The following is a 23,643-nucleotide window of genomic DNA, read 5'->3' on the forward strand; positions in this document are numbered from 1 at the left end:
TCACCCACAAAAAAGCCCCGAACCAGTCGGGGCTTTTTATTGGGTCGAGCTACAGGTCTTACTTACCCTGCCAGCGTTTCAGTACCAGGGTGGCGTTGGTGCCACCGAAGCCGAAGCTGTTGCTCATCACGGTGTCGATCTTGGCGTTCTCGACGGTCTTGGTCAGGATCGGCATATCGGCGACGACCGGGTCGATTTCGTCGATGTTGGCCGAACCGGCCATGAAGTTGCCTTCCATCATCAGCAGGCAGTAGATCGCTTCGTGAACGCCCGCGGCGCCCAGGGAGTGACCGGACAGGCTCTTGGTGGAGCTGATCGCTGGCGCCTTGTCGCCGAATACCGCACGCACGCCTTCCATTTCCTTGGCGTCACCGACCGGAGTCGATGTGCCGTGGGTGTTCAGGTAGTCGATTGGGGTATCCACGGTGGACATGGCCATCTGCATGCAACGGATGGCGCCTTCACCGCTTGGCGCAACCATGTCGTAGCCGTCGGAGGTCGCGCCGTAGCCGACGATTTCCGCGTAGATCTTGGCGCCACGGGCGAGGGCGTGTTCCAGCTCCTCGACCACCACCATGCCGCCACCGCCGGCGATGACGAAACCGTCACGCTTGGCGTCGTAGGCGCGGGAGGCCTTCTCCGGAGTTTCGTTGTACTGGGTGGACAGTGCGCCCATGGCGTCGAACAGGAACGACTGGCTCCAATGTTCTTCTTCACCGCCGCCGGCGAACACGATGTCCTGCTTGCCCAGCTGGATCTGCTCAACGGCAGTCCCGATGCAGTGGGCGCTGGTCGCGCAGGCGGAGGAGATCGAGTAGTTCACGCCCTTGATCTGGAATGGCGTGGCCAGGCAGGCGGAAACGGTGCTGCCCATGGTCCGCGTTACGCGGTAAGGGCCTACACGCTTGACGCCTTTTTCGCGCAGGATGTCCAGCGCTTCCATCTGGTTCAGGGTGGATGCGCCGCCCGAACCGGCGATCAGGCCGGTGCGTACGTTCGAAACCTGGTCTTCGCTCAAGCCGGAGTCGGCAATCGCGTCTTTCATGGCCAGGTAGGCATAGGCGGCAGCGTGGCCGACGAAGCGGTAGATCTTGCGATCGATCAGTTCTTCGAGGGGCAGGTCGATGGAGCCGGAAACCTGGCTACGCAGACCCATTTCGGCATATTCCGGGTTGAAGCGGATGCCAGGGCGACTTGCACGCAGGTTAGCGGTGACGGTCTCTTTGTCATTGCCCAGGCAAGAAACGATGCCCAGACCAGTGATAACGACGCGGCGCATGCGGATAACCCTTAAAAGTTGTCAGTGGAAGTGAATACGCCGACCCGAAGGCCTTCGGCAGTATAGATCTCGCGACCGTCGACGCTCACCGAACCATCGGCGATGGCGAGGTTCAGCTTGCCCTTGAGGACGCGCTTGATCTGAATGTTGTAGGTGACTTTCTTGGCGGTCGGCAGGACCTGGCCAAAGAACTTCACTTCGCCCGAACCCAAGGCACGGCCGCGGCCCGGCAGGCCTTGCCAGCCGAGGAAGAAACCGACCAGCTGCCACATGGCGTCGAGGCCCAGGCAGCCCGGCATCACAGGGTCGCCTTCGAAATGGCAGGCGAAGAACCACAGGTCCGGGGTGATATCCAGCTCGGCGACCAATTCACCTTTGCCGTACTTGCCACCCTCTTCGCTGATATGGGTGATGCGATCCACCATCAGCATGTTCGGGGCGGGCAGTTGCGCGTTACCTGGGCCGAACAGCTCACCGCGACTGCAGCGCAGCAGGTCTTCCCGAGTAAAGGCGTTTTGTTTGGTCATGCGAGCTCCTCAATAATCCCATGCGGCAGGGTAGGGCAAATCTTCCCGAACCGAATGAAGCGTTCATGCCTCATGTCGGCAGCCTACACATAGACTATTGCGTTGTAGTGAAAGTCACAGCGGCAAGGTACTGAATGTACACTTGTTCACTGAAATTTTAAACCGGGCCTGTTTATCGGCCCGTTTGGGTGCCTAAGACTGCCGCACTTTCGTCTTTCACGCCAGTCGGAAGTGGCTGATGGCGCGGCGCTATTGCACCCAACGCTGCAGTATTTGCTGCAAATCCGTGCGTTTGAACGGCTTGGCCAGGTAATCGTTCATTCCCGCTGCGAGACACGCCTCACGGTCGCCCTGCAGGGCGTTCGCGGTGAGGGCGATAATCGGCAGGTCGGCGCAGCCCGGCAACTGGCGAATCTGGCGGGTCGCTTCATAGCCGTCGATCAGCGGCAGCCGGCAATCCATCAGGATCGCAGTGAAAATCAGGCTCTCGGCGCTGCGGATCGCCTCGGCGCCGTCGGTGGCCAGGCTGACCTGGAAGCCCAGGCTGCGCAGCATGGCTTCGACCACCGTGCGGTTCACCGGATTGTCCTCCACCAGCAACACATGGCGACCCTCTCCGGCGCTGGTCTTGCCTTCGGCGTTGGCGGCAATCGCCGGCACGCTGTGCTGGTCGATAGCCAGCGGGATTTCCAGGGTAAACACCGAGCCACGGCCTTCTTCGCTCTGGGCGCGCAAGGTTCCACCCATGCGTTCGGCCAAGGTACGGGCGATGGGCAGGCCGAGGCCGGTGCCGCCGTAACGTCTTGAAATGGAACTGTCAGCCTGCTGGAACGCATCGAACATCAATTCCAGGCGTTCGGCGGAAATCCCGATGCCACTGTCGCGCACGGTGCAGGTGAACCACACCAGCTCATGGTCAAGGGTCTGCCAATGGGGCTCGACGCTGACGGTGCCGTGTTCGGTGAACTTCAGCGCATTGCCGATCAGGTTCACCAGGATCTGGCGGATACGCGTCGGATCGCCCTGCACCCGCAGGGTGTCCATGCCAGGCGGGATCGGCAGCTGCAGCGCCAACCCGCGCTGCTGAGCGCTGTGCTGGAAGGCCTGGGCGCAGCTGTTGATCAGGTCCGCCAGATTGAACGGAATGTGCTCCAGCTCCAGCGCGGCGCGCTCGATGCGTGAGAAGTCGAGGATGTCGTTGATGACCTTGAGCAGGTGCTCGGTGGACTCGGAGGCCAGCGCCGCGTATTCGGTCTGCTCCTCGGTCATCTCGGTAGTTTCCAGCAACTGCAGCATGCCCAGCACGCCGTTCATCGGTGTGCGCAGTTCATGGCTCATCATCGCCAGGAAGTCCGACTTGGCGTTGTTGGCGCGCTCGGCCTCCTCGCGGGTCTGGATCAACTGCGCCATGGCCTGTTGCTGTTCGCGGCTGGCCTGGTTGAGGCCTTCGGCGAGGTTGTTGATATGCCGCGACAGGTCGCCCAGTTCCGAGTCATCGACAATCGGCAGCGGCGTCTTGTAGTCGCCTTGCTGGATGGCTTTCACCGCGTGGCCCATGGCGCTGATCGGCTGCGACAGGCTGGCGGCCAGGCGCCGTGCGAGCAGGAAGGTAAACAGCAGGGCGAACAGCGCGAGGATCCCGGCCTTGAACAGGATTTCCTGCTGGCGCTGGCTGAACGCATCGTTGGACATGCCGACAATCACCCGGCCCAGGTAGTCCGCGCGGGGTGCCTTGGGCTCGTTGAGGTTGTCCTGGAAAAAGTCGTTGCCCAGCTGGATATGCTGCAGGCGGATCGGCGCCTGGAAGACTTTCACCGACAGCGAGCGGTCATGTTTTTCCGAGGGCTGCTCGACGTAGACGAGGATGTTCTCGCTGCTGTCCTGGATCTCCAGGAAGCGCACGTGCGGTGTGGCCAGCGTGGCGCGCAGCAAGCTGTCGAGCACGTCGTTGTTGCCGGAAATCACCCCGTATTCGGTGGCCGGCGCCAGTTGGTTGGCGATCAGTTGGCCGGTGTGGTCGAGTTCCTGGCGCAGGTCCTGGATACGCACGAAGGTGAAGAAGCTGATCAACAGCAACGTCAGCAACAGCGCCGGGCCCAGGGTGATGAGCTGGGTGCGGGTGTTGATGTCCCAACGACGACGCAAGGTCATGGGTGTTTTTCTCCTTCGGCCAATCGGGCGGCGACGCTGGCGTCGTCCACCTGTTCGATGCCCAGTGAGCGCGCAACTTGCGGGTTGCCGACGACTTTGAAGTGTCTCGGGTACAGTGCGCGCGGCCAGGTGGCGGGCGGTTGCTCAAGCAAATGGTCGAGCACGCTCAGCCAGTCGGCCTGGTCGCTGTAAGTGCTGGCCAGGCTGCCGGCCCTCACGAACCCGGCGTTCGGCCCCACCAACGGCAATTGTTGGGCGTAGCTGCTGAGCAACAGGTTCTTCGCGGTTTTCGGGTTGTAGAGTTGTGGATCGTCGAGGCCGAGCAGCACGTCGCTGTTTCTGAACAGCGATTGCAGCGGGCGGCTGTCGTTAATGTTGTCCCAGCGCTGTGGCACGATTTCCAGGCCCAGCAGCGTGGCCTGCTGGCGTAACTCGGGCAGCAGGAATTCGCTGTCGGCGCTGTAGAGCACGCCAATGCGCTGCGCTTGCGGCAGGATATTGTTGATCAGGCGCAGTTGGCGCTCCAGCGGCGGGTCGCTCCACAGCAGGGTAATGCGTGGATGCTGGGTGCTGCCCGGCCGTTCATGGGCTTGCAGGCGGCTGATGCGCAGCACCAGGGTCGGCGGGCCCTGGGCGTCCTGCAGGCGCCAGTCGAGGCCGGGCAGGTCGAGCAGGATCAGGCGGGTCGTGGCCGGCAGGTGGCTGGGGGCCGGCAGGTCCTTGAGGGGCGTGAAGGTGACGTGGTCGTGCGGTCGCTGCTCGGCCAGGGCCTTGGTAAAGGCCTGCACGCCGGCGCCATCCTCGGCGGCGGTCAACAGGATCTCGGCACTCCAGGCCGGTGTGGCCAGCAACAGACAGGCCAGCAGCACGCTGCGCCGGCAGAGTGTGTAGAGGTCAATAAAGAAGAAGGTCATCCGTGACGAGTCGCCCATATCAGAACTCTAACTCCGCGCTGAAGTAGAGTACGTGACGGTGGTCGTAATTGTTATCGGCCCATGTCGTGGGCTGGTTATCGAGGCGTTGTTGCAGCATGCCGGCCAGCTCCACGTTGGCTTTGCCCAGGGCAATACGCTTGGCCACGCGCAGGTCGACCCGTTCGAAGCGATATTGGTTGAGTGCGTCGTCGCCATAGTAGAACAGCGCGCTGGACCAGCCGTGGCCCCATTCGCGCAACCAGCCGGCCGAGCCACTGTTACGCGCGGTCTGCGCTTTGTCCAGCGGATTGCTGGAGCTGGCATCCACATAAGCATAGGTGAGCCGCAGGCGGTCGGCGTTGCTCATGCGCCAGTCGAATTGCGATTCGGCACCGCTGAACCGTGCGCTGTTGGCGTTGCTGGCAATGTACTGGTTGTTGCGCAGCGGCGAGCTGATCATGTCGGTGATTTCGTCGTAGAACAGCTTGACGTCCATGTTCAGCCCGATATCGGCAAAGAAACCGTTGTAGCCCAGTTCCCGCGAGCGCATCAGTTCTTTGTCGAGGTTGCCCGGGCCGCGCGTCTTCACGAAGTACTGGCCGCTAGTCTGGCCATAGGCCGGGGAGCTGAGGTTGGTGACGCGATAGCTCCAGTTGACATTGTTTTCGAACATGTCCGGCGAGCGGATTGCCTCGGAGTACACCGCACGCAGGCCGTGGCGCGGGTTGATCAGGTAGTTGACCGCCACCCGTGGCGTCAGCGAGTTGCCGCTCAGGTGCGTGTCTTCATACATCGCGCCGCCCTGCAGCAGCCAATGTTCGCTGGCGCGCCATTCCAGTTGGCCGAACAGGCGCCAGGTAGTGTCGTCCAGGGTGCCGTTGAAGTAGGTGTCGGAATCGGCCCGGTCGTAGCGATAATTCATACCGCTGACCAGGCGCAGGCTGTCGGACAGGCTGAGGGTGTCCTGGACCTCGATGTCGTAGCGGCTTTCGCGGGTGCTCTGGTCGATATCACCGCATACGCTTTGGTTGTTGCCGTCGCGCCACTGGTCCAGCACCCGGTTGGCCAGCGCTTGCTCGGCGGCGCTGCCGGGTGGCGCGCTGCCCTGGCTGTAGGTGTCCATATGGCGGGCGAGCAGCTCGGCGTAGTTGGGGTTCATCTGCCACAACTGGGTCAGTTCCGGACTGAACGAGACTTTGGCGTCGCAGGCCTTCCAGACTTGCTGGCGGTCCCACTGCTGCGCGGAGCCCTGGATGTACAGGCTGTGGTCGGGGTTGAAGTCGAAATTCCAGCGCAGGGAGCCGGCGTAGTCCTTGGACTTGACGTCGGAATTGTTACCGCCTTCGGTAATCCCGGCGAAGACCGGCGTGTAGGTATAAGGCCGTTGATTGGTGCCTTCCTTGGCATCCAGTTGCCAGTCGATACTCTGCTGCGCATTCAACGTCTGGCTCACCGCCAGGCTGAAGCGGTTGAGGCGGCGGCTGTCACGGCGATCGGCGCCGCTGGCGTCAGTGTCGAAACCGTCGTCCTGCTGGCCGGACAGCGACAAGCGCAGGTCGCCGGTTTCCCAGCCCACGCCCTGGCTGGCATAGAAGTCATTGATGCCCCGTTCGCCGCGCACCACCTTGACCCTTGAGCCATGGCTGTTGGCCGGCGAGCGCGTGAGGATATTGACCACCGCCATCAATGCATTGGCGCCGTAACTGACGGTGTTGGGCCCGCGAAAAACCTCGATGCGCTCGATGTCTTCCATGGCCACCGGAATATCGCTCCAGTCCACCGTGGCCAGGCCGGCGCGGTACACCGAGCGGCCGTCGATCAGCACCTGCATGCGCCGCGCATCGCTGGCGCTGGTGCCGTGGTAGTTCACTGCCGCCTGGTTGCCGGTGGTGTAGCCGACCATCATCCCCGGTACCAGGCGCAGCAGTTCGCTGATGTCGCGTGCGCCGCTGGCCTTGATCAGCTCGCTGTCGATCACGGTCATGCTGCCGGGCACCGCGGCGGCCGATTGCTTCAGGCGTGTGGCGGTCAACACTTGCGGCAGCGGCTGGCTGTCGAGGAACAGGTCGTCGGCCAATACCGGTGCACTGCACAACAGCATCAGCCACAGAGATGAACGGGGAGGAGGGCCCAAATACACGGCACGGCCTTGATAATTACGGATAGCCGCCCATGTTAACTGAGGTAGGGTCTTTTGCCAGTCGTCGGACTTGCAATTACTTCACCCGCGCGCGGCATTTTCCGACAAGCGTACGAATTGATACGGGGGCTGGCCGCAAGCGGGTCGCTCCGTATAATGCCGCCATCGCCACTGGTATGGATTAACGGATTGCATATGACTGAACAGCGCCCTATTGCGGTCCTGGGAGGCGGAAGTTTTGGTACCGCCGTGGCTAACCTGCTGGCCGAGAATGGCCATCCGGTACGGCAGTGGATGCGTGATCCCGAGCAGGCCGAGGCCATTCGGGTGCACCGCGAAAATCCGCGTTACCTCAAGGGCATCAAGATTCTTCCCGGGGTCGAGCCGGTCACAGACCTGCTGGCCACCCTGAGCGAGTGCGACCTGTGCTTCGTCGCCCTGCCTTCCAGCGCCTTGCGCTCGGTGCTGGCGCCGCACGCCGACCGGTTGGCGGGCAAGCTGCTGGTCAGCCTGACCAAGGGCATCGAGGCGCAGACCTTCAAGCTGATGAGCGAGATCCTCGAAGAGATCGCCCCGCAGGCGCGCATCGGCGTGCTCTCCGGGCCGAACCTGGCGCGGGAAGTGGCCGAGCACGCGCTGACCGCCACCGTGATCGCCAGCGAAGATGAAGCGTTGTGCGAGCGCGTGCAGGCGGTGCTGCACGGCCGCACTTTCCGCGTCTACGCCAGCAGTGACCGCTTTGGCGTCGAGCTGGGCGGGGCGTTGAAGAACGTCTACGCGATCATCGCCGGCATGGCCGTGGCGTTGGGCATGGGCGAAAATACCAAGAGCATGCTGATCACCCGCGCCCTGGCAGAAATGACCCGCTTTGCGGTGAACCAGGGCGCCAACCCGATGACTTTCCTCGGGCTGGCGGGCGTGGGCGACTTGATCGTCACCTGCTCGTCGCCGAAAAGCCGCAACTACCAGGTAGGGTTCGCCCTCGGCCAGGGCCTGAGCCTGGACGACGCGGTGACGCGGCTCGGCGAAGTGGCCGAAGGGGTCAACACCCTCAAGGTGCTCAAGGCCAAGGCCCAGGAAGTCGGCGTGTACATGCCGCTGGTCGCCGGGCTGCACGCGATCCTGTTCGAAGGGCGCACCTTGAATCAGGTCATCGAGCTGTTGATGCGGGCCGAACCTAAAACCGATGTCGATTTTATTTCCACCAGTGGTTTCAACTGAGGAACGCGTCATGAACGATCCCAAAGCAGCCCCCAAGTACGAGTCGATTGCCCTGCGCATCCTGTGGATGCTGGTGTTTGCCCTGGTGTGGCAAGTCGCGCAGTTCCTGCTCGGCGCGTTGGTGGTGGTGCAACTGATCTACCGCCTGGTCTACGGCGCCCCGAACCTGGGCCTGATGAACTTCGGCGACAGCCTCAGCCAGTTCCTCGCGCAGATCGGCCGTTTCGGCAGCTTCCATACCGAGCAGAAGCCCTGGCCTTTCGCCGATTGGCCAACCCCACGCGCACCAGAGGGCGAGGCCGCCCACAGCGTGCCGCCGGCACCGCATCCGGTGCGTGATGAAGAGCCGAAACTGTGAAGCTCTGGGTCTTGCGCCACGGCGAGGCCGAAGGGCATGCACGGTCGGACGCCGAGCGTAACCTCACCGAGCATGGCCGCGCCGAAGTGTTGCGCAGTGCTGCGCACCTGATCGGCCAGCCGCTCAGCGCCATCCTCGCCAGCCCCTATGTGCGGGCGCAACAGACCGCGCACCTGGTACGCGAGGCCTTGGGCTTCCAGCCGGAGATTCGCACGGTGCCGTGGCTGACCCCCGACGGCAACCCGCAGCAGGTGCTGGAAAAGCTCGACACCGATGACAACGTGCTGCTGGTCAGCCATCAGCCGCTGGTCGGCAGCCTGATCAGCTTTCTGCAGCATGGCCATCTGCGCCAGCCGCAACCGATGTACACCGCCAGTCTGGCGGAACTGGAAGGCGACTTCCCGCTGGCCGGGCTGATGAGCCTGGTCAGCGTGAACAATCCGTAGGCGTTATCGCGGCTTTGTGTGTGCTATATAGTCAACCGAGCAAGTGCTTGGTTGGCTATCGTCGGACCACAAAGGAGCGCGTCCCATGCCCGTCGCTTTTCGTTTGCCGTTGCAGGTCTTCTTCGAACGTGAAGCGCGTCATCCGCGCAAGACTTTGCTGGTGCAGCCCGTTGGCGGGGGAGTCGTACACTCCCTCACCTGGGGCGAAGTCGGCCACCAGGCCCGTTGCGCCGCGCACTGGCTGCGCGCGCGCGAGCTGCCCGCCGGTTCGCACATTGCCCTGATCTCGAAAAACTGTGCCCACTGGATCATTGCCGACCTGGCAATCTGGATGGCCGGGCACGTCTCGGTGCCGCTGTACCCCAACCTGACTGCCGACTCCGTCGCCCATGTGCTGACCCATTCCGAGGCGGCCCTGGTGTTTATCGGCAAACTCGACGACTGGCCCGCCATGGCCCCCGGGGTCCCCGCAGGCGTGCCGACGGTGAGCCTGCCGCTATGCCCGGCGGGCGCATTCGACTTCAGCTGGGACGACCTGCAAGCCTGCCCGCCGATCGAGGATGAGCCGCTGCCCGCCGCGTCGGACCTGGCCACCATCATCTACACCTCTGGAACCACCGGCCTGCCCAAAGGCGTGATGCACAGCTTTGGCGCCCTGGGTTTTGCGGCCACGCGCGGCACCGCGTTGTTCGGTTTGGGCGAGGACGACCGCCTGCTGTCCTACCTGCCGCTGTGCCATGTGGCCGAGCGGATGTTTGTGGAAATGGCGGCGATCTACACCGGGCAAACCGTGTTTTTCGCCGAAAGCCTCGACACCTTCCTGGCTGACCTGCGCAGGGCCAGGCCGACCGCGCTGTTCGGGGTGCCGCGGATCTGGACCAAATTCCAGCTGGGCGTCTACGCCAAGATCCCGCAAAAACGCCTCGACACCTTGCTGCGCCTACCGTTTATCGGCAAGCGCGTGGGCCACAAGGTGCTGGCAGGCTTGGGCCTGGATGCATTGCGCATTGCTCTGTCCGGTGCAGCGCCAGTGCCCGAGGCGTTGTTGCGCTGGTACCAGCGCCTGGGCCTGGATGTGCTTGAGGTGTATGGCATGACCGAAAGCTGTGGCTACTCCCATGTCTGCCGCCCCGGCCAGCAGACCCTCGGCTGGATCGGCCTGCCGTGCCCGGAGGTCGAGGTGCGTATCGACCCAACCGGCGAAGTGCAGGTGCGCAGCGGTGCGACCATGCTCGGCTATTTCAAGGACCCGGATAAGACCGCCGAAACCGTCACTGCCGACGGTTTCCTGCGCACCGGTGACAAGGGCGAGCAGGACGCCGACGGCCGCCTGCGCCTGACCGGGCGACTCAAGGAAATCTTCAAGACCAGCAAAGGCAAGTACGTGGCCCCGGCGCCGATTGAAAACCGCCTGGCCGAGCACGCGCGCATCGAGCAGGTGTGCGTGGTCGGCGATGGCCTGACGGCGCCGATGGGCTTGTGCGTGCTGTCGGCCCCGGGCCAGGACCGGCAGGCGTTGCAGGCCAGCCTGGAGCGCTGGCTCGAACAAGTCAACGCGGTGCTGGACAAGCATGAGCGCTTGCGCCAACTGGTGGTGGTCAAGGACAACTGGGCCGTGGAGAACGGCTTCCTGACCCCGACCTTGAAGATCAAGCGCAACGTGATCGAGTCGACTTACGGCGCACAGTTCCCCGACTGGAGCGCGCGCACCGAGGCGATTGTGTGGCAGGATTAGGGGCGTAATAAAACCAATAAGGACACTGTGTATGAGCTTGTGGCGCACCCAACCGAATATCGAGCAACTCAATGCGATTCAGAAAAACACCATCGGTGAACTGCTGGATATCCGCTTTGAAAGTTTTGACGATGAGTCCCTGACCGCCAGCATGGTGGTCGATCACCGCACCCATCAGCCCTATGGCCTGCTGCATGGCGGTGCGTCGGTGGTACTGGCCGAGAGCGTCGGCTCCATGGCTGCCTACCTGTGTATCGACCCGAGCAAGTTCTATTGCGTCGGCCTTGAGGTCAACGCCAACCACCTGCGCGGCGTACGCAGCGGGCGCGTGACGGCGGTGGCCAGGGCCATCCATATCGGCCGCACCACCCAGGTGTGGGACATTCGCCTGACCAGCGACGACGGCAAGGCCAGTTGCGTATCGCGACTGACCATGGCCGTAGTGCCGCTGGGCGAGAACCCGCCGGCGCGATAGGCGTGGCGTGAGTGTCATCATTCCTGGCGGTTACAGTCATTGCTGTGGGGCGCCGGCGTGGTGACAATCAATCTCTGTATTTGTCGATGGGTCCGCTATGTCGCAGCACGTGTTTTTCGCCCATGCCAATGGGTTTCCTTCGGCCACCTACGGCAAGCTGTTCGCCGCCCTGGCTCCGGAATACGCGGTGGCTCACCTGCCGCAGCACGGTCACGACCCCCGGTTTCCGGTGGACGATAACTGGCAGAACCTGGTGGATGAGTTGATCCACCATCTTGAGCAGCAAGCGGAACCGGTGTGGGGCGTGGGCCATTCCCTCGGTGGCGTGCTGCATTTGCACGCGGCTATGCGCTGCCCGCAGCTGTACCGTGGGGTGGTGATGCTGGATTCGCCGGTGCTGACCCGTGCCGACCGCTGGGTGATTCGCGCCGCCAAGCGTTTTGGCTTTATCGACCGCCTGACCCCGGCCGGGCGCACCTTGGGTCGGCGTGAAGAGTTTGCCGACCTGGACGCCGCGCGCAGCTACTTTGCGGGCAAGACGCTGTTTCGCGGCTTCGACCCCGAATGCTTTGACGCTTACCTGCAACATGGCCTGCAGCAGGTCGGCGATCGCCTGCGCCTGCGCTTCGACCCAGCCACCGAAATCAGTATCTACCGCGGCGTGCCCCACACCAGCCCGGGCCAGGTGCGTCAATTGAAAGTGCCGTTGGCGGTGGTGCGCGGCCGGCAGAGTAGGGTGGTGATGCGTCACCACGCCAGCGGCGTCGGGCGCCTGCCCATGGGCGAAATGCTCACCATGCCCGGCGGCCACATGTTCCCCCTCGAGCGCCCACAGGACACCGCGACCCTGATCAAGAACCTGTTTGCCCGCTGGCAAGCCCGCGAGCGCAGTTGCGCATGAGTACGCCCGTCGAAGAAGTGCGCCTGAGCCTGCCGCATATCGAGTTGGCCGCCCATCTGTTCGGCCCCGAGGACGGCGTGCCGGTGATCGCCCTGCATGGCTGGCTGGATAACGCCAACAGCTTCGCGCGCCTGGCGCCGAAGCTTGCCGGCTTGCGCATTGTCGCCCTCGACATGGCCGGGCATGGACACTCGGCGCATCGTCCTGCAGGCGCCGGGTATGCCTTGTGGGATTACGTGTTTGACGTGCTGCAGGTGGCCGAACAGTTGGGCTGGAAACGTTTTGCATTACTTGGCCACTCCCTCGGCGCCATCGTCTCGCTGGTGCTGGCCGGAGCCTTGCCCGAGCGCATTACGCACCTGGGATTGATCGACGGCGTGGTCCCGCCCACCGCCAGCGGCGAGAGTGCCGCCGAGCGGCTGGGCATGGCCTTGCAGGCGCAATTGAACCTGCAGGACAAGCGCAAACCGGTCTACGGCACCCTGGATCGGGCGGTTGAAGCGCGCATGAAAGGCGTGGTGGCCGTCAGCCGGGAAGCTGCCGAACTGCTGGCCCAGCGCGGTTTGATGCCGGTACCGGGGGGTTATACCTGGCGCACGGACAGCCGCCTGACGCTGGCTTCGCCGATGCGTCTGACGGATGAGCAGGCGATGGCTTTCGTGCGGCGTGTGGCGTGCCCGACACAGTTGGTGGTTGCCGCCGACGGCATGCTGGCGAAACATTCCGAATTGCTTTCTCAGCTGCCTTTCTCGGTCACCACGCTGCCGGGCGGCCATCATTTACACTTGAATGATGAGCCCGGCGCCGCTCTTGTTGCAGACTGTTTCAATCGGTTCTTCTCCACGCCTTGACTTGGCGCGGTCAACTGCCGAGGCTGGGCGGATTGAAAGGGAGTCAACCATGTACGATCTCAACACCGCTGCGACCTCCAATGGCCAGGGCTCACCGATCCGATGAGCCTGGGTAAAGGATGTATCCGCTTCCTCGGGCTGTGTGCTTTCAGCCCTCTGGTATTCGCCGCCGACGTACCGGGCAGTCAGGACCTGCCCAGCGTAGCTCGCCAGGTCGACGCACAAATCGTGGATTACCGCCCCGCTGAAGAAAAGGAACGCATCTACCCCATGGGCGCGATCCGCAAGATCAGCGGCCAGTTGCGTTACGAGGGCCAGGCCACCGCCCGTGGGCAAGCCACGGCGATCACCTATGAACTGCCCGCCGAGCACACCTCCAGCGCCGCGTTCACCGCGACGCGCGAAGCGTTGCAGGCCAAGGGGGCCCAACTGTTGTTCTGGTGCCAGGCCCGCGATTGCGGCGAGAGCAGCCTGTGGGCCAACGAAGTGTTCGGCAATGCCAAGCTGATGGGCGCCGATGGCCAGCAGGAATACCTGCTCTTGCGTCTCGCAGCCCCGCAGGATAATTCGCTGGTGGCGCTGTACGGCATCACCCGCGGCAATCGCCGCGCCTATCTGCATGTGGAACAACTGGACGCCAACGCGCCACTGGGCGACCTGCTGCCCACCTCGGCGACCCTGTTGCGCGAGTTGAAAAGCACTGGCGAGCTGGATTTCCCCGCGTTGGGCGGCGAGCCTGACGACACCTGGCTGACCCTGATCTCCCGCGGCTTGAACCTGGACGCCACGTTGCGCGTCAGCCTGACCGGCGCCAACGCCGAAGCCTGGCGCCAGGCCCTGGTCGACAAAGGTGTGCGCGCCGCGCGCATGGAAACCGGCACCGCTGAAGCCAAAGGCCTGCACCTGCATCTGATACGCTGACCAGTTACAAGGCGGACGGACCCGTGCCGTTCGCCTAAGCTCTCTTCCTACAGCCTTTTTCTAGAGATACCCCATGCTCAATAACGATCGCCTGCTGGTGCAAATCCTGCTGCTGGTGCTGTTCGGTGCCAGCTTCTGGGTCATGGCGCCGTTCTGGTCGGCGCTGTTCTGGGGCGCGGTACTGGCGTTTGCCAGTTGGCCGGTGATGCGCTTGCTCACGCGCGTGCTGGGCGGCCGTGAATCCCTGGCGGCCGGGATCCTGACCCTGGTCTGGATGCTGCTGGTGGCGGTACCGCTGGTGTGGCTGGGCTTCAACCTGGCGGACCATGTGCGTGATGCCGTGGCGTTGATCAAGGATATCCAGGTCGACGGCTTGCCCGAAGCGCCCGCGTGGCTGGGCTCTATCCCGGTGGTTGGCGAGCGGCTGGTGGCGATGTGGGACAGCATCGACCAGCAGGGCGCGGCGCTGATGGTCAGCATCAAGCCGTACCTGGGACAGGTCGGTAACTGGTTGCTGGCGCGCAGTGCGCAGATCGGCGGCGGCATCCTCGAACTGACCCTGAGCCTGGTGTTCGTGTTCTTCTTCTACCGTGACGGGCCGCGCCTGGCCGTATTCGTACACCGTCTGCTGGAGCGGTTGATCGGCGAGCGTGCCGGTTACTACATCGAACTGGTGGCCGGCACGGTACAACGGGTGGTCAACGGTGTGATCGGTACGGCGGCTGCCCAGGCCCTGCTGGCGCTGATCGGCTTCCTGATCGCCGGTGTCCCGGGCGCGCTGGTGCTGGGCATCGTCACCTTCCTGCTCAGCCTGATCCCGATGGGCCCGCCGCTGGTGTGGATCCCGGCCACGGCCTGGCTGGCGTGGAAGGGCGACTACACCTACGCGGTGTTCCTGGGGGTGTGGGGCACGTTCATCATCAGCGGCGTGGACAACGTGCTCAAGCCTTACCTGATCAGCCGTGGCGGCAATCTGCCGCTGGTGATCGTGCTGCTCGGGGTGTTTGGCGGGTTGATTGCCTTTGGTTTTATCGGCCTGTTCATCGGCCCGACCTTGCTGGCAGTGGCGTACAGCCTGCTGATGGATTGGAGTGCAACCCAGGCGCAAGGGCGGCGCGAAGACACCCGTTCATAACCCGTCGGAGCCGGCAAGCCGGCGCCTGCGTTCAGGCGCGGGGCAGCCACATCACGGCGGTCAAGCCGCCGCCCGGGGTCTCTTCCAGGGTCAGGCTGCCGCCCAGGCGCTCGGCGGCTTCCTTGGAAATCGTCATGCCCAGGCCGACGCCGCCGGAATTGCGATTGCGTGAACCTTCCAGCCGATAGAACGGTTCGAACACGGCCTCACGCTTGTCGGCGGCAATGCCCGGGCCATGGTCGATCACGCGGATGACCAGCGCATCGCGGCTGTCCGACAACTCGACGCGCGCCGTGCCGGCATAGCGCAGGGCATTGTCGATCAGGTTGTTGAGGCACGAACGCAAGGCCATCGGTTGCACCTGCAAGGGCGCGCAGGTGCCGGCAAATTGCACATCGGAGCCCTGATCCTGGGCGTTCTCGCTCAACGACTCCACCAGCGCCTGCACATCCAGCCAATGCCGGGTTTCGCTGGTGCGTTGTTCGTGCAGGTAGCTCAACGTGGCGTCGAGCATGCCGATCATGTCATTCAGGTCCTGGCGCATCTGGCCTTGCAGCTTGACGTCGTCGATCTGCTCCAGACGCAGCTTGAGGCGCGACAGCGGGGTGCGCAGGTCGTGGGAGACGGCACCGAGCATGCGTGCGCGTTGGCTGACCTGCTCGCGGATGCGCCGCTGCATCAGGTTGAAGGTCGATGCTGCCTGCTTGGCCTCTCGCGGGCCCAGTTCGTCGAGGGGCGGGCTGTCGAGGTCCAGGCTCAGGCGTTCGGCGGCTTCACTCAGGCGCTGGATCGGCCGGCTCAGCAACTTGGCGCCATACCAGGCGGCGATGATCAGCGAGATGAACTGGAACGTCAGTGGCACTGCCGGGCCGTTGAACCAGGAGCGCTTATGCTTGGGCAACAGCTTCATCGTGCCGTCCGGCTGCTCGACGAAAGTGCCCTGCGGCGGCGGCGGCGGTGGACCGTAATGGTGAAACCAGAAGAACCCCAGCAGGTGGGCCAGCACAATAGCCACCAGCAGCACGCCGAACAGCCGCCCGAACAGCGTGTTGAAGGGGGCCCGCATCAGCCGATATCCCGGGCGTCGAACAGGTAGCCTTCGCCGCGCACGGTCTTGATCAGTTGCGGGGCCTTCGGGTCATCCCCGAGTTTTTGCCGCAGGCGCGACACCAGCAGATCAATGCTGCGATCAAAGGCTTCGATCGAACGGCCACGGGCGGCATCCAGCAATTGCTCACGGCTCAATACCCGACGCGGGCGCTCGATAAACACCCACAGCAGGCGGAATTCGGCATTGGACAGCGGCACGACCAGGCCATCGTCGGCCACCAGTTGACGCAACACACTGTTGAGCCGCCAGTTATCGAAGCGAATATTCGCGCGCTGCTCGGTGCGGTCATCCCGTACTCGACGCAGGATGGTCTGGATACGCGCCACCAACTCGCGCGGCTCGAACGGCTTGGACATATAGTCGTCGGCCCCCAGTTCCAGGCCGATAATGCGGTCGGTGGGCTCGCAGCGGGCGGTGAGCATCAGGATCGGGATGTCCGATTCGCCGCGTAACCAGCGGCACAGCGACAGCCCATCCTCGCCCGGCAGCATCAGGTCGAGCACCACCACATCAAAGGTTTCGGCTTGCATGGCCTGGCGCATCGCTGCGCCGTCGGTCACGCCGGTCGCGAGAATATTGAAGCGCGCGAGGTAGTCGATCAGCAGTTCGCGGATCGGCACATCGTCGTCAACGATCAGCGCGCGGGTGTTCCAGCGCTTGTCATCGGCGATCGCCGCGCCTTTTTGCTCGTCATTTACAGGGACGGAAGGGGTATGCATAGTGCGATCATCTGCCTGGTTGTTGCGGTCAGCATAGGCGCCCAGCCCCATGGCTGGAAGTGCTGGTCGGTGGGTCGTGCGGGCGAGGCTAGCCCTGGGGCGTGTTGGGCGCATGTCGTGAATGTATCAATTTTGAAATAATTCCCGGAAATGCCCGACTGACGGCGGTTGGTCAGTATTTACCGATCATCGGATCCCGCAACGGCGCCGCTTGCGCTACAATCCGCGCCGATTTCGACTTGCCTGAGAGCCCATTCCAATGTCCGCCTGCCAGACTCCTATCATCGTCGCCCTGGATTACCCCACTCGTGACGCCGCACTGAAGCTGGCTGACCAGTTGGACCCCACGCTTTGCCGGGTCAAGGTCGGCAAGGAACTGTTCACCAGTTGCGCCGCGGAAATCGTCGGCACCCTGCGTGACAAAGGCTTCGAGGTGTTCCTCGACCTGAAATTCCACGACATCCCCAACACCACCGCCATGGCGGTCAAGGCCGCCGCCGAAATGGGCGTGTGGATGGTCAATGTGCACTGCTCCGGCGGCCTGCGCATGATGAGTGCCTGCCGGGAAGTGCTGGAACAGCGCAGCGGCCCGAAGCCCTTGCTGATCGGCGTGACCGTGCTCACGAGCATGGAGCGCGAAGACCTGGCCGGCATCGGCCTGGATATCGAGCCTCAGGAGCAGGTCCTGCGCCTGGCCGCCCTGGCGCAGAAAGCCGGCCTCGATGGCCTGGTGTGCTCGGCACTGGAAGCCCAGGCCCTGAAGGCTGCGCATCCGTCGCTGCAACTGGTGACCCCAGGCATTCGCCCGGCCGGCAGCGCCCAGGATGACCAGCGCCGCATCCTCACGCCACGCCAGGCACTGGATGCAGGTTCCGACTACTTGGTGATCGGTCGCCCGATCAGCCAGGCGGCGGACCCGGCCAAGGCGCTGGCGGCGGTGGTTGCCGAGATCATGTAAGCGCTCACCGCAGCGCCTCGGTGTCGCTCAAACACCGAGGCGCCTGCATCGCGGGCAAGCCCGGCTCCCATCTAACAGTGGCAACCGGACTGCCTGTGGTATGTCAGCTGACCTTGAGCACCAACTTCCCAAAGTTCTCGCCGTTGAACAGCTTCATCAACGTTTCCGGGAACGTCTCCAGACCTTCCACGATATCTTCCTTGCTCTTGAGCTTGCCCTGCGCCATCCAGCCGCCCATTTCCTGGCCGGCAGCGGCGAAGTTGGCGGCGTGGTCCATCACCACGAAACCTTCCATGCGCGCGCGATTGACCAGCAGTGACAGATAGTTGGCCGGACCCTTCACGGCTTCCTTGTTGTTGTACTGGCTGATGGCACCGCAGATCACCACGCGGGCCTTCAGTGCCAGGCGGCTGAGCACGGCGTCGAGAATGTCGCCGCCGACGTTATCGAAATACACATCGACCCCTTTGGGGCACTCGCGCTTGAGGGCAGCAGGCACGTCTTCGCTTTTGTAGTCGATGGCGGCGTCGAAGCCCAGTTCATCGACGAGGAACTTGCACTTGTCGGCGCCGCCGGCGATGCCGACCACGCGGCAGCCTTTGATCTTGGCGATCTGCCCGGCAATGCTGCCCACCGCGCCGGCGGCGCCGGAGATCACCACGGTCTCACCGGCCTTGGGCGCTCCGGTGTCGAGCAGGGCGAAGTAGGCGGTCATGCCCGTCATGCCCAAGGCGGACAGGTAGCGCGGCAGCGGGGCAAGCGTCGGGTCGACCTTGTAGAAACCGCGCGGCTCGCCGAGGAAGTAATCCTGCACTCCCAGCGCGCCATTCACGTAATCGCCTACGGCAAATTTCGGGTGGTTGGAGGCAATCACCTTGCCCACCCCCAGCGCGCGCATGACTTCACCAATGCCCACCGGCGGAATATAGGACTTGCCTTCATTCATCCAGCCACGCATGGCCGGGTCGAGGGACAGGTATTCATTGCGTACCAGCACTTGCCCGTCCTGGGGCGTGCCAACCGGCACTTCCTGGTAGGTGAAGGTATCCCGGGTGGCTGCGCCGACCGGGCGCTTGGCGAGCAGGAATTGACGGTTGGTCTGGGCGGTCATGGCAGCGACTCTTCTGGAAATGAACCTCAAGTGATAGACCTTGAACGCGCGCGGGGCAAGGTTGACCGAGGCTGCGAATGCCCGCCGATAGGCCTTGCTGATAGTCATGCAGTGGGCCTTATCACTGCGATTCATGCAGCCCCAACCGGCCTTCTGATAGTGCTGACGCGCCCAGCGCGGCGTTGGCTAGACTCGACCCACGGCTATTTTTCCCACAGGACATCCCCCATGAGCATGACGTTTTCCGGCCAGGTCGCCCTGGTCACTGGCGCCGCCGCCGGTATTGGCCGCGCCACCGCGCTGGCCTTCGCAGGCGAAGGCTTGAAAGTGGTGGTCGCCGACCTGGATGTGGCCGGCGGTGAAGGTACCGTCGCGTTGATCCAGCAGGCCGGAGGTGAGGCGCTGTTCGTGCGTTGCAACGTCACCCTTGAGGCGGACGTGCAACAACTGATGGCGCAGACCGTTGCTGCTTATGGCCGCCTGGATTACGCCTTCAATAATGCCGGGATCGAGATCGAGAAGGGCAAGTTGGCGGACGGCAGCCTGGATGAGTTCGACGCCATCATGGGTGTCAACGTCAAGGGGGTATGGCTGTGCATGAAACACCAGCTACCGCTGCTGCTGGCCCAGGGCGGCGGCGCGATCGTCAACACGGCGTCTGTGGCGGGGTTGGGGGCCGCGCCGAAAATGAGCATTTACGCCGCCTCCAAGCATGCCGTGATCGGCCTGACCAAATCGGCGGCCATCGAGTATGCGAAGAAGAAAATCCGCGTCAACGCCGTCTGCCCGGCGGTGATCGACACCGATATGTTCCGGCGAGCCTATGAAGCCGACCCGCGCAAAGCCGAATTTGCCGCGGCCATGCACCCGGTCGGACGCATCGGCAAGGTCGAGGAAATCGCCAGTGCGGTGCTCTACCTATGTAGCGATGGCGCTGCATTCACCACTGGCCAGGCACTGGCGGTGGACGGTGGCGCAACCGCAATCTAGGACCTCGCGCGGCGCCCCAATCGAAAAGGGATTGGGGGGCTGTGGGGTATTTCCAGAGCTGGCAAAGTGCCGCGCCCGAATGTGTATCACCAGGTAAATAACCTAATAAAATCAATAATTTAATAAATCTTAGCAGCCGGTCATGACGGCCTTCTGTGCTTAACTCTTTGGGGTTGAATAACAGACAGTTGAAGTGAGTGGCTCATGGATTTAGGGATCGATCGACAAGCCCTTGTACCGGTGGTGCAGCAAATCGTCAGCGCCGTGGCGGAGTGGATTCGCAGGGACGGGGTAAGCGCCGGCACGCGCCTGCCGTCCGTGCGGCAGTTGGCCCTCGATAACCTGCTCAGCCAGTCCAGCGTGATCGAGGCATTCGAACGGATGGTCGCCCAAGGCGTGTTGGCTGCCAGGCCGGGCTCAGGCTTTGTGGTGGCCCCGCCGACCGCGCTGACCGAGGGGCACTGGTATGAAGGCGCGGAGCGGGAGTGGGGCGCCTTTGCCGATAATCCGCTGGGAGAGCTGAAGCTCGGCTGTGGCTGGTTGCCGGATGCCTGGCGCGAAAGCGATGACATCAGTTACGCGATTCGCGAAGTCACCCGTACCGACACGGGCGGCCTGTTCAACTACAGCACGCCCCTGGGACTGGCATCGCTGCGCGAGCAACTGCTCAAGCGCCTGTCCCGCATGCATATTGTCACCAGCCTCGACCGTATCCTTACTACTGGCGGCGCCAGCCACGCCCAGGACCTGCTTATTCGCACGTTGCTCAGGCCCGGTGACAGTGTGGTGGTTGAAACCCCCGGTTACGGCAACCTGTATCGGCAACTGGCGTTTCACGGTGTGCGGTTGCTGGAAGTGCCGCGTACTCGCGCAGGCCCGGACATCCCGGCGCTGGAAGCCCTGTTGCAGCGCCATCGGCCCAGGTGCCTGTTCATCCACAGTCTGTATCACAACCCCACCGGCACCAGCCTGAACCGCGCAGTGGCCGAGCGTCTGCTGGAGTTGGCGGGCAGCAAAGACTTCCTGATCATCGAAGAAGATGTCTACGGCGACTTGCAGCACGCCAGTTGCACGCGACTTTCGGCGCTGCCCCATGATGATCGGGTGATCTATGTGGCGAGTTTTTCCAAGTGCTTGAGCAGTGCCTTGAGAGTCGGCTACCTCAGTGCCAGTACGACGCTCATCGAGCAACTGGCCAGTCTCAAGACCCTGACCGGTTTCGGCACCTCGCGATTTGCCGAGGCGGTGGTGGCCACGCTGCTGGCCAATGGCACGTACCGCAAATGGGTGCAGCGCTTGCGCAAGCGGTTGAGTATTGAGATGGCCGCGACCCTGCAAGTCCTGGAGGATGAGGAGTGGGAGGTGTTCGCGGTGCCGGCCGGCGGCATGTTCGTGTGGGCGCGGCCAGGCGGCGATCGTTCGCGGTTGCAGGCCTGCGCGCGGCGGCTCGGGGTGTTGCTGGCGCCTGGCGCGTTGTTCAATCCAGGCGGTGAACCCAGTGATTGGCTGCGCATCAACGTGGCCTACGCGGCTGACCAGCGTGCCCAGGCGTTTTTCCGGGCCTTGGGGCCTGCCAGATCGACCTCGACCATTCTGAAAACGACGAGCAAGTAGCTTTTTGCCATTATTCAGGCGCCAACGTCTTGTGCTCAGTGCCTTGGGGTTGCCAATCTCGCTTCTGGTCAACCGGGTTTGATGGCATCTGCCATTGCGAGAGGATGCAAGTGCAATGATTTCGGGCGTGCAACGACGTTTCGCCAACCTCGGTATGGCGAAAAAGCTGGGCTTGGGGTTCACCTTGGTACTGCTGCTGACGGCCGTGGTCGCGGCCATTGGCGTGTGGTCCCTGCAGACCGTTGGGCAACGCTTCGAAGGCCTCACGGCGATGTCATCGCTCAACAGCGGGTTGCTCAAGGTGCGCCTGATCGAACAGGACTACGCGCTGCACGCCGACCCCAAGGCGGTCGAGGCCCTGCACGCCAGTGTCGACGCCTTGGCCGCCCAGGCGGCGAGCCTCAAGGCGCAATCCGCCGCGAATGGGCCGGTGATGAGCGATGTCGAACAGGCCCTGGCCGCCTACCGCAAGGCCTTCGATGAATTCGTCGAACTGACCCAGACCAAGGACCTGGCGCTGGAAATGGCCAGCTGGTCGGTGTCCAGCGTGGCCAATAACCTCGACGTGTTGCAGGCCGGGCTGGCGGACGACGGCGCGTATGGCCTGAAGGAAAGCCAGGGCAAGGAGGGCGCCGAATTCATTGAGCAGGCCGGGCAGGTCAGCCAGGTCTCGCGCCTGATGCTGCAGGCGATGAACGAAGCCCATGTGCGCCTGGACCAGAGCCGCAAGGTGGATGCGGACGACGCCGAACAAGGCAAGATCGAGCAGGCCGACCAGGCCCTGGCCCAGGTCGAACAACTGAAAACCTCGGTCAAGGACCCCGGTTATCAAACGGTGCTCAACGAGGTGTCCGGGCACATTGCCGCGTTCAGCGAGAAACTCGCTGAATACACCGGCCTGCTGGCTCAGGAAAAAGGCGTCTACAAGCAGCTGCGCGATCGCGCCGAGCAAGTGGTCAGCCGCGTCAACCAGGCGTATGACGCCGAAGACCAGTCGATGCAGGCGCAACTGAACAAAAGCGCGCTGCTGATCATCGGCTCGTCGGCCCTGGCCCTGCTGGTGGGCTTGATTGCGGCCTGGGTGATTACCCGCCTGATCGTTGCGCCGCTGCGCAGTGTGATTGCCGTGGCCCAGCAGATTGCCGCCGGCGATCTGAGCGGGCGCATGGAGGTCACTCGCCGTGATGAAATCGGCCAGCTGATGCAGGCGATGCAGCAGATGGGCAATGGCCTGAGCCAGATGGTCAGTGGCCTGCAGGCGGGTATCGAGCAACTCGCCAGCTCGGCGCATTCGCTCTCCAGCGTCACCGAGCAGACCAATGTCGAGGTCAACAGCCAGAAGGAAGAAACCGAGCAGGTGGCCACGGCCATGAACCAGATGACCGCCACCGTGCATGACGTGGCGCGCAATGCCGAAGAGGCGGCGCAAGCCGCGCAGACCGCGGACGACAAGGTCGACTGCGGCCAGCAGGTGGTGCGCCAGAGTCTGCAGCGCATCGAGCTGCTCGCCACCTCCAGTACACACGCCAGTGCCAGCATCGAGAGCCTGAGTGCCGAGATCCAGAACATCGGCACGGTGTTGGGTGTGATCAAGAGCGTCGCCGAGCAGACCAACTTACTGGCCCTCAACGCGGCTATCGAAGCCGCCCGTGCAGGTGAGCAGGGGCGTGGGTTCGCCGTGGTGGCCGATGAGGTGCGGGCGTTGGCCAAGCGCACCCAGCAATCCACCGAAGAAATCGAACGGCTGGTCAGCACCTTGCGCAACGCGGCGCAGTCTTCGGTGCAGCAGATCCAGCAAAGCGGCGAGCTGGTGAAACTGGCCGTCAGCGACGCGCTGGAAACCGAAAGTGCGCTGGGTAGCATCGCGGTGGCGGTGTCATTGATCCAGCAGATGAACCAGCAGATTGCTGCCGCCGCCGAGGAGCAAAGCTCGGTGGCCGAAGAGATCAATCGCAGTGTCACCAGCATTCGTGCCAGTGCCGATCAATCGGCGTTGAGCATGCAGGGCAACGCTGCGTCGAGTATTCAGCTGGCGCAGCTGGGTGCGGAGCTGAAGGGGATGGTCGGGCATTTCCGGCTTTGATCG

The 23,643-nt window shown here is 63.4% G+C and carries 21 protein-coding genes and 1 pseudogene; 14 read left to right on the plus strand and 8 right to left on the minus strand.

Annotation, left to right across the window (positions count from 1 at the left end):
* Positions 1–58: 58 nt before the first annotated feature.
* From fabB to NTD80_RS18490, 5 genes are all read right to left on the minus strand, one after another.
* Positions 59–1,279, minus strand: a complete 1,221-nt coding sequence (fabB, locus tag NTD80_RS18470; protein WP_017134470.1) for a beta-ketoacyl-ACP synthase I — start codon at positions 1,277–1,279, stop codon at positions 59–61.
* Positions 1,280–1,290: 11 nt separating this feature from the next.
* Positions 1,291–1,806, minus strand: coding sequence for a 3-hydroxyacyl-[acyl-carrier-protein] dehydratase FabA (gene fabA, locus NTD80_RS18475; protein WP_010211704.1), 516 nt, complete (start codon positions 1,804–1,806; stop codon positions 1,291–1,293).
* Positions 1,807–2,055: 249 nt separating this feature from the next.
* Positions 2,056–3,957 carry an ATP-binding protein gene (locus tag NTD80_RS18480; protein ID WP_120448002.1) on the minus strand — a complete coding sequence of 634 codons (1,902 nt, stop codon included), beginning with the start codon at positions 3,955–3,957 and terminating at the stop codon, positions 2,056–2,058.
* Positions 3,954–4,889, minus strand: coding sequence for an ABC transporter substrate-binding protein (locus NTD80_RS18485; RefSeq protein WP_262134509.1), 936 nt, complete (start codon positions 4,887–4,889; stop codon positions 3,954–3,956). Before NTD80_RS18485 ends, NTD80_RS18480 begins: the two co-directional genes overlap by 4 nt.
* Before the next feature lies 1 nt (position 4,890).
* Complete coding sequence (locus NTD80_RS18490) at positions 4,891–7,011, minus strand: TonB-dependent receptor plug domain-containing protein (RefSeq protein ID WP_315974939.1); 2,121 nt, start codon at positions 7,009–7,011, stop codon at positions 4,891–4,893.
* A 195-nt stretch (positions 7,012–7,206) separates the two neighbouring features.
* On the opposite strand from NTD80_RS18490, the gene NTD80_RS18495 reads away from it, so the two are divergent.
* From NTD80_RS18495 to NTD80_RS18535, 9 genes are all read left to right on the plus strand, one after another.
* Entirely contained in the window at positions 7,207–8,232 is a 1,026-nt protein-coding gene (locus NTD80_RS18495; protein WP_262134510.1) for an NAD(P)H-dependent glycerol-3-phosphate dehydrogenase, read from the plus strand.
* Between the two features lie 10 nt (positions 8,233–8,242).
* Positions 8,243–8,590: a DUF4389 domain-containing protein gene (locus NTD80_RS18500; protein WP_017846785.1), complete on the plus strand. Its 348-nt coding sequence runs from the start codon at positions 8,243–8,245 to the stop codon at positions 8,588–8,590.
* Complete coding sequence (gene sixA, locus NTD80_RS18505; RefSeq protein WP_065901506.1) at positions 8,587–9,036, plus strand: phosphohistidine phosphatase SixA; 450 nt, start codon at positions 8,587–8,589, stop codon at positions 9,034–9,036. Before NTD80_RS18500 ends, sixA begins: the two co-directional genes overlap by 4 nt.
* Positions 9,037–9,121: 85 nt before the next feature.
* The gene (locus NTD80_RS18510; RefSeq protein ID WP_262134511.1) at positions 9,122–10,771 is read left to right on the plus strand and encodes an AMP-binding protein; all 1,650 of its coding nucleotides are present in this window, start codon (positions 9,122–9,124) and stop codon (positions 10,769–10,771) included.
* A 31-nt stretch (positions 10,772–10,802) separates the two neighbouring features.
* A complete protein-coding gene (locus NTD80_RS18515) occupies positions 10,803–11,246 on the plus strand; it encodes a hotdog fold thioesterase (protein WP_120448004.1) in 444 nt (147 codons plus the stop codon).
* 97 nt (positions 11,247–11,343) lie between these two features.
* On the plus strand, positions 11,344–12,147 hold the full coding sequence (locus tag NTD80_RS18520) for an alpha/beta fold hydrolase (RefSeq protein ID WP_262134512.1): 804 nt from the start codon (positions 11,344–11,346) through the stop codon (positions 12,145–12,147).
* The gene (locus NTD80_RS18525; RefSeq protein ID WP_120448006.1) at positions 12,144–12,998 is read left to right on the plus strand and encodes an alpha/beta hydrolase; all 855 of its coding nucleotides are present in this window, start codon (positions 12,144–12,146) and stop codon (positions 12,996–12,998) included. Before NTD80_RS18520 ends, NTD80_RS18525 begins: the two co-directional genes overlap by 4 nt.
* Before the next feature lie 102 nt (positions 12,999–13,100).
* Complete coding sequence (locus NTD80_RS18530) at positions 13,101–13,919, plus strand: DUF4892 domain-containing protein (RefSeq protein ID WP_262134513.1); 819 nt, start codon at positions 13,101–13,103, stop codon at positions 13,917–13,919.
* A gap of 73 nt (positions 13,920–13,992) precedes the next feature.
* The gene (locus NTD80_RS18535) at positions 13,993–15,054 is read left to right on the plus strand and encodes an AI-2E family transporter (protein WP_262134514.1); all 1,062 of its coding nucleotides are present in this window, start codon (positions 13,993–13,995) and stop codon (positions 15,052–15,054) included.
* 31 nt (positions 15,055–15,085) lie between these two features.
* Here NTD80_RS18535 and NTD80_RS18540 read toward each other — a convergent pair whose 3' ends face one another.
* Positions 15,086–16,120, minus strand: coding sequence for a sensor histidine kinase (locus NTD80_RS18540; RefSeq protein WP_065901483.1), 1,035 nt, complete (start codon positions 16,118–16,120; stop codon positions 15,086–15,088).
* A complete protein-coding gene (locus NTD80_RS18545) occupies positions 16,120–16,884 on the minus strand; it encodes a response regulator (RefSeq protein WP_120450674.1) in 765 nt (254 codons plus the stop codon). The genes NTD80_RS18540 and NTD80_RS18545 overlap by 1 nt, the downstream gene beginning before the upstream one ends.
* A gap of 259 nt (positions 16,885–17,143) precedes the next feature.
* Between NTD80_RS18545 and pyrF the strand changes: the two genes are divergently transcribed.
* Complete coding sequence (pyrF, locus tag NTD80_RS18550) at positions 17,144–17,842, plus strand: orotidine-5'-phosphate decarboxylase (protein ID WP_065901481.1); 699 nt, start codon at positions 17,144–17,146, stop codon at positions 17,840–17,842.
* A 103-nt stretch (positions 17,843–17,945) separates the two neighbouring features.
* Here pyrF and NTD80_RS18555 read toward each other — a convergent pair whose 3' ends face one another.
* Positions 17,946–18,953: an NADP-dependent oxidoreductase gene (locus NTD80_RS18555; RefSeq protein ID WP_262134534.1), complete on the minus strand. Its 1,008-nt coding sequence runs from the start codon at positions 18,951–18,953 to the stop codon at positions 17,946–17,948.
* A 228-nt stretch (positions 18,954–19,181) separates the two neighbouring features.
* Between NTD80_RS18555 and NTD80_RS18560 the strand changes: the two genes are divergently transcribed.
* From NTD80_RS18560 to NTD80_RS31380, 4 genes and pseudogenes are all read left to right on the plus strand, one after another.
* A complete protein-coding gene (locus tag NTD80_RS18560) occupies positions 19,182–19,943 on the plus strand; it encodes an SDR family oxidoreductase (RefSeq protein WP_065901475.1) in 762 nt (253 codons plus the stop codon).
* A 204-nt stretch (positions 19,944–20,147) separates the two neighbouring features.
* On the plus strand, positions 20,148–21,557 hold the full coding sequence (locus NTD80_RS18565) for a PLP-dependent aminotransferase family protein (RefSeq protein ID WP_262134516.1): 1,410 nt from the start codon (positions 20,148–20,150) through the stop codon (positions 21,555–21,557).
* Positions 21,558–22,554: 997 nt separating this feature from the next.
* A pseudogene (locus NTD80_RS31375) lies at positions 22,555–22,734 on the plus strand (HAMP domain-containing protein); the annotation flags it as partial.
* A gap of 201 nt (positions 22,735–22,935) precedes the next feature.
* Entirely contained in the window at positions 22,936–23,640 is a 705-nt protein-coding gene (locus NTD80_RS31380; protein ID WP_410017422.1) for a methyl-accepting chemotaxis protein, read from the plus strand.
* Positions 23,641–23,643 lie beyond the last annotated feature (3 nt).

Origin of the sequence: Pseudomonas sp. 13B_2.1_Bac1, assembly GCF_025466155.1 — a bacterium.
Lineage (GTDB): Bacteria > Pseudomonadota > Gammaproteobacteria > Pseudomonadales > Pseudomonadaceae > Aquipseudomonas > Aquipseudomonas aylmerensis.

Excerpts from the sequence above, each read along its gene's own strand:
- NTD80_RS18535 (WP_262134514.1), top strand. The coding sequence starts at position 13,993 with ATGCTCAATAACGATCGCCTGCTGGTGCAAATCCTGCTGCTGGTGCTG.
- fabA (WP_010211704.1), bottom strand. The coding sequence starts at position 1,806 with ATGACCAAACAAAACGCCTTTACTCGGGAAGACCTGCTGCGCTGCAGT.
- NTD80_RS18565 (WP_262134516.1), top strand. The coding sequence starts at position 20,148 with ATGGATTTAGGGATCGATCGACAAGCCCTTGTACCGGTGGTGCAGCAA.
- NTD80_RS18510 (WP_262134511.1), top strand. The coding sequence starts at position 9,122 with ATGCCCGTCGCTTTTCGTTTGCCGTTGCAGGTCTTCTTCGAACGTGAA.
- NTD80_RS18520 (WP_262134512.1), top strand. The coding sequence starts at position 11,344 with ATGTCGCAGCACGTGTTTTTCGCCCATGCCAATGGGTTTCCTTCGGCC.
- NTD80_RS18540 (WP_065901483.1), bottom strand. The coding sequence starts at position 16,120 with ATGCGGGCCCCCTTCAACACGCTGTTCGGGCGGCTGTTCGGCGTGCTG.
- NTD80_RS18480 (WP_120448002.1), bottom strand. The coding sequence starts at position 3,957 with ATGACCTTGCGTCGTCGTTGGGACATCAACACCCGCACCCAGCTCATC.
- NTD80_RS18500 (WP_017846785.1), top strand. The coding sequence starts at position 8,243 with ATGAACGATCCCAAAGCAGCCCCCAAGTACGAGTCGATTGCCCTGCGC.
- NTD80_RS18485 (WP_262134509.1), bottom strand. The coding sequence starts at position 4,889 with ATGGGCGACTCGTCACGGATGACCTTCTTCTTTATTGACCTCTACACA.
- NTD80_RS18545 (WP_120450674.1), bottom strand. The coding sequence starts at position 16,884 with ATGCATACCCCTTCCGTCCCTGTAAATGACGAGCAAAAAGGCGCGGCG.
- NTD80_RS18530 (WP_262134513.1), top strand. The coding sequence starts at position 13,101 with ATGAGCCTGGGTAAAGGATGTATCCGCTTCCTCGGGCTGTGTGCTTTC.
- pyrF (WP_065901481.1), top strand. The coding sequence starts at position 17,144 with ATGTCCGCCTGCCAGACTCCTATCATCGTCGCCCTGGATTACCCCACT.
- NTD80_RS18525 (WP_120448006.1), top strand. The coding sequence starts at position 12,144 with ATGAGTACGCCCGTCGAAGAAGTGCGCCTGAGCCTGCCGCATATCGAG.
- NTD80_RS18515 (WP_120448004.1), top strand. The coding sequence starts at position 10,803 with ATGAGCTTGTGGCGCACCCAACCGAATATCGAGCAACTCAATGCGATT.
- NTD80_RS18560 (WP_065901475.1), top strand. The coding sequence starts at position 19,182 with ATGAGCATGACGTTTTCCGGCCAGGTCGCCCTGGTCACTGGCGCCGCC.
- NTD80_RS18495 (WP_262134510.1), top strand. The coding sequence starts at position 7,207 with ATGACTGAACAGCGCCCTATTGCGGTCCTGGGAGGCGGAAGTTTTGGT.
- NTD80_RS18555 (WP_262134534.1), bottom strand. The coding sequence starts at position 18,953 with ATGACCGCCCAGACCAACCGTCAATTCCTGCTCGCCAAGCGCCCGGTC.
- NTD80_RS31380 (WP_410017422.1), top strand. The coding sequence starts at position 22,936 with ATGACCGCCACCGTGCATGACGTGGCGCGCAATGCCGAAGAGGCGGCG.
- fabB (WP_017134470.1), bottom strand. The coding sequence starts at position 1,279 with ATGCGCCGCGTCGTTATCACTGGTCTGGGCATCGTTTCTTGCCTGGGC.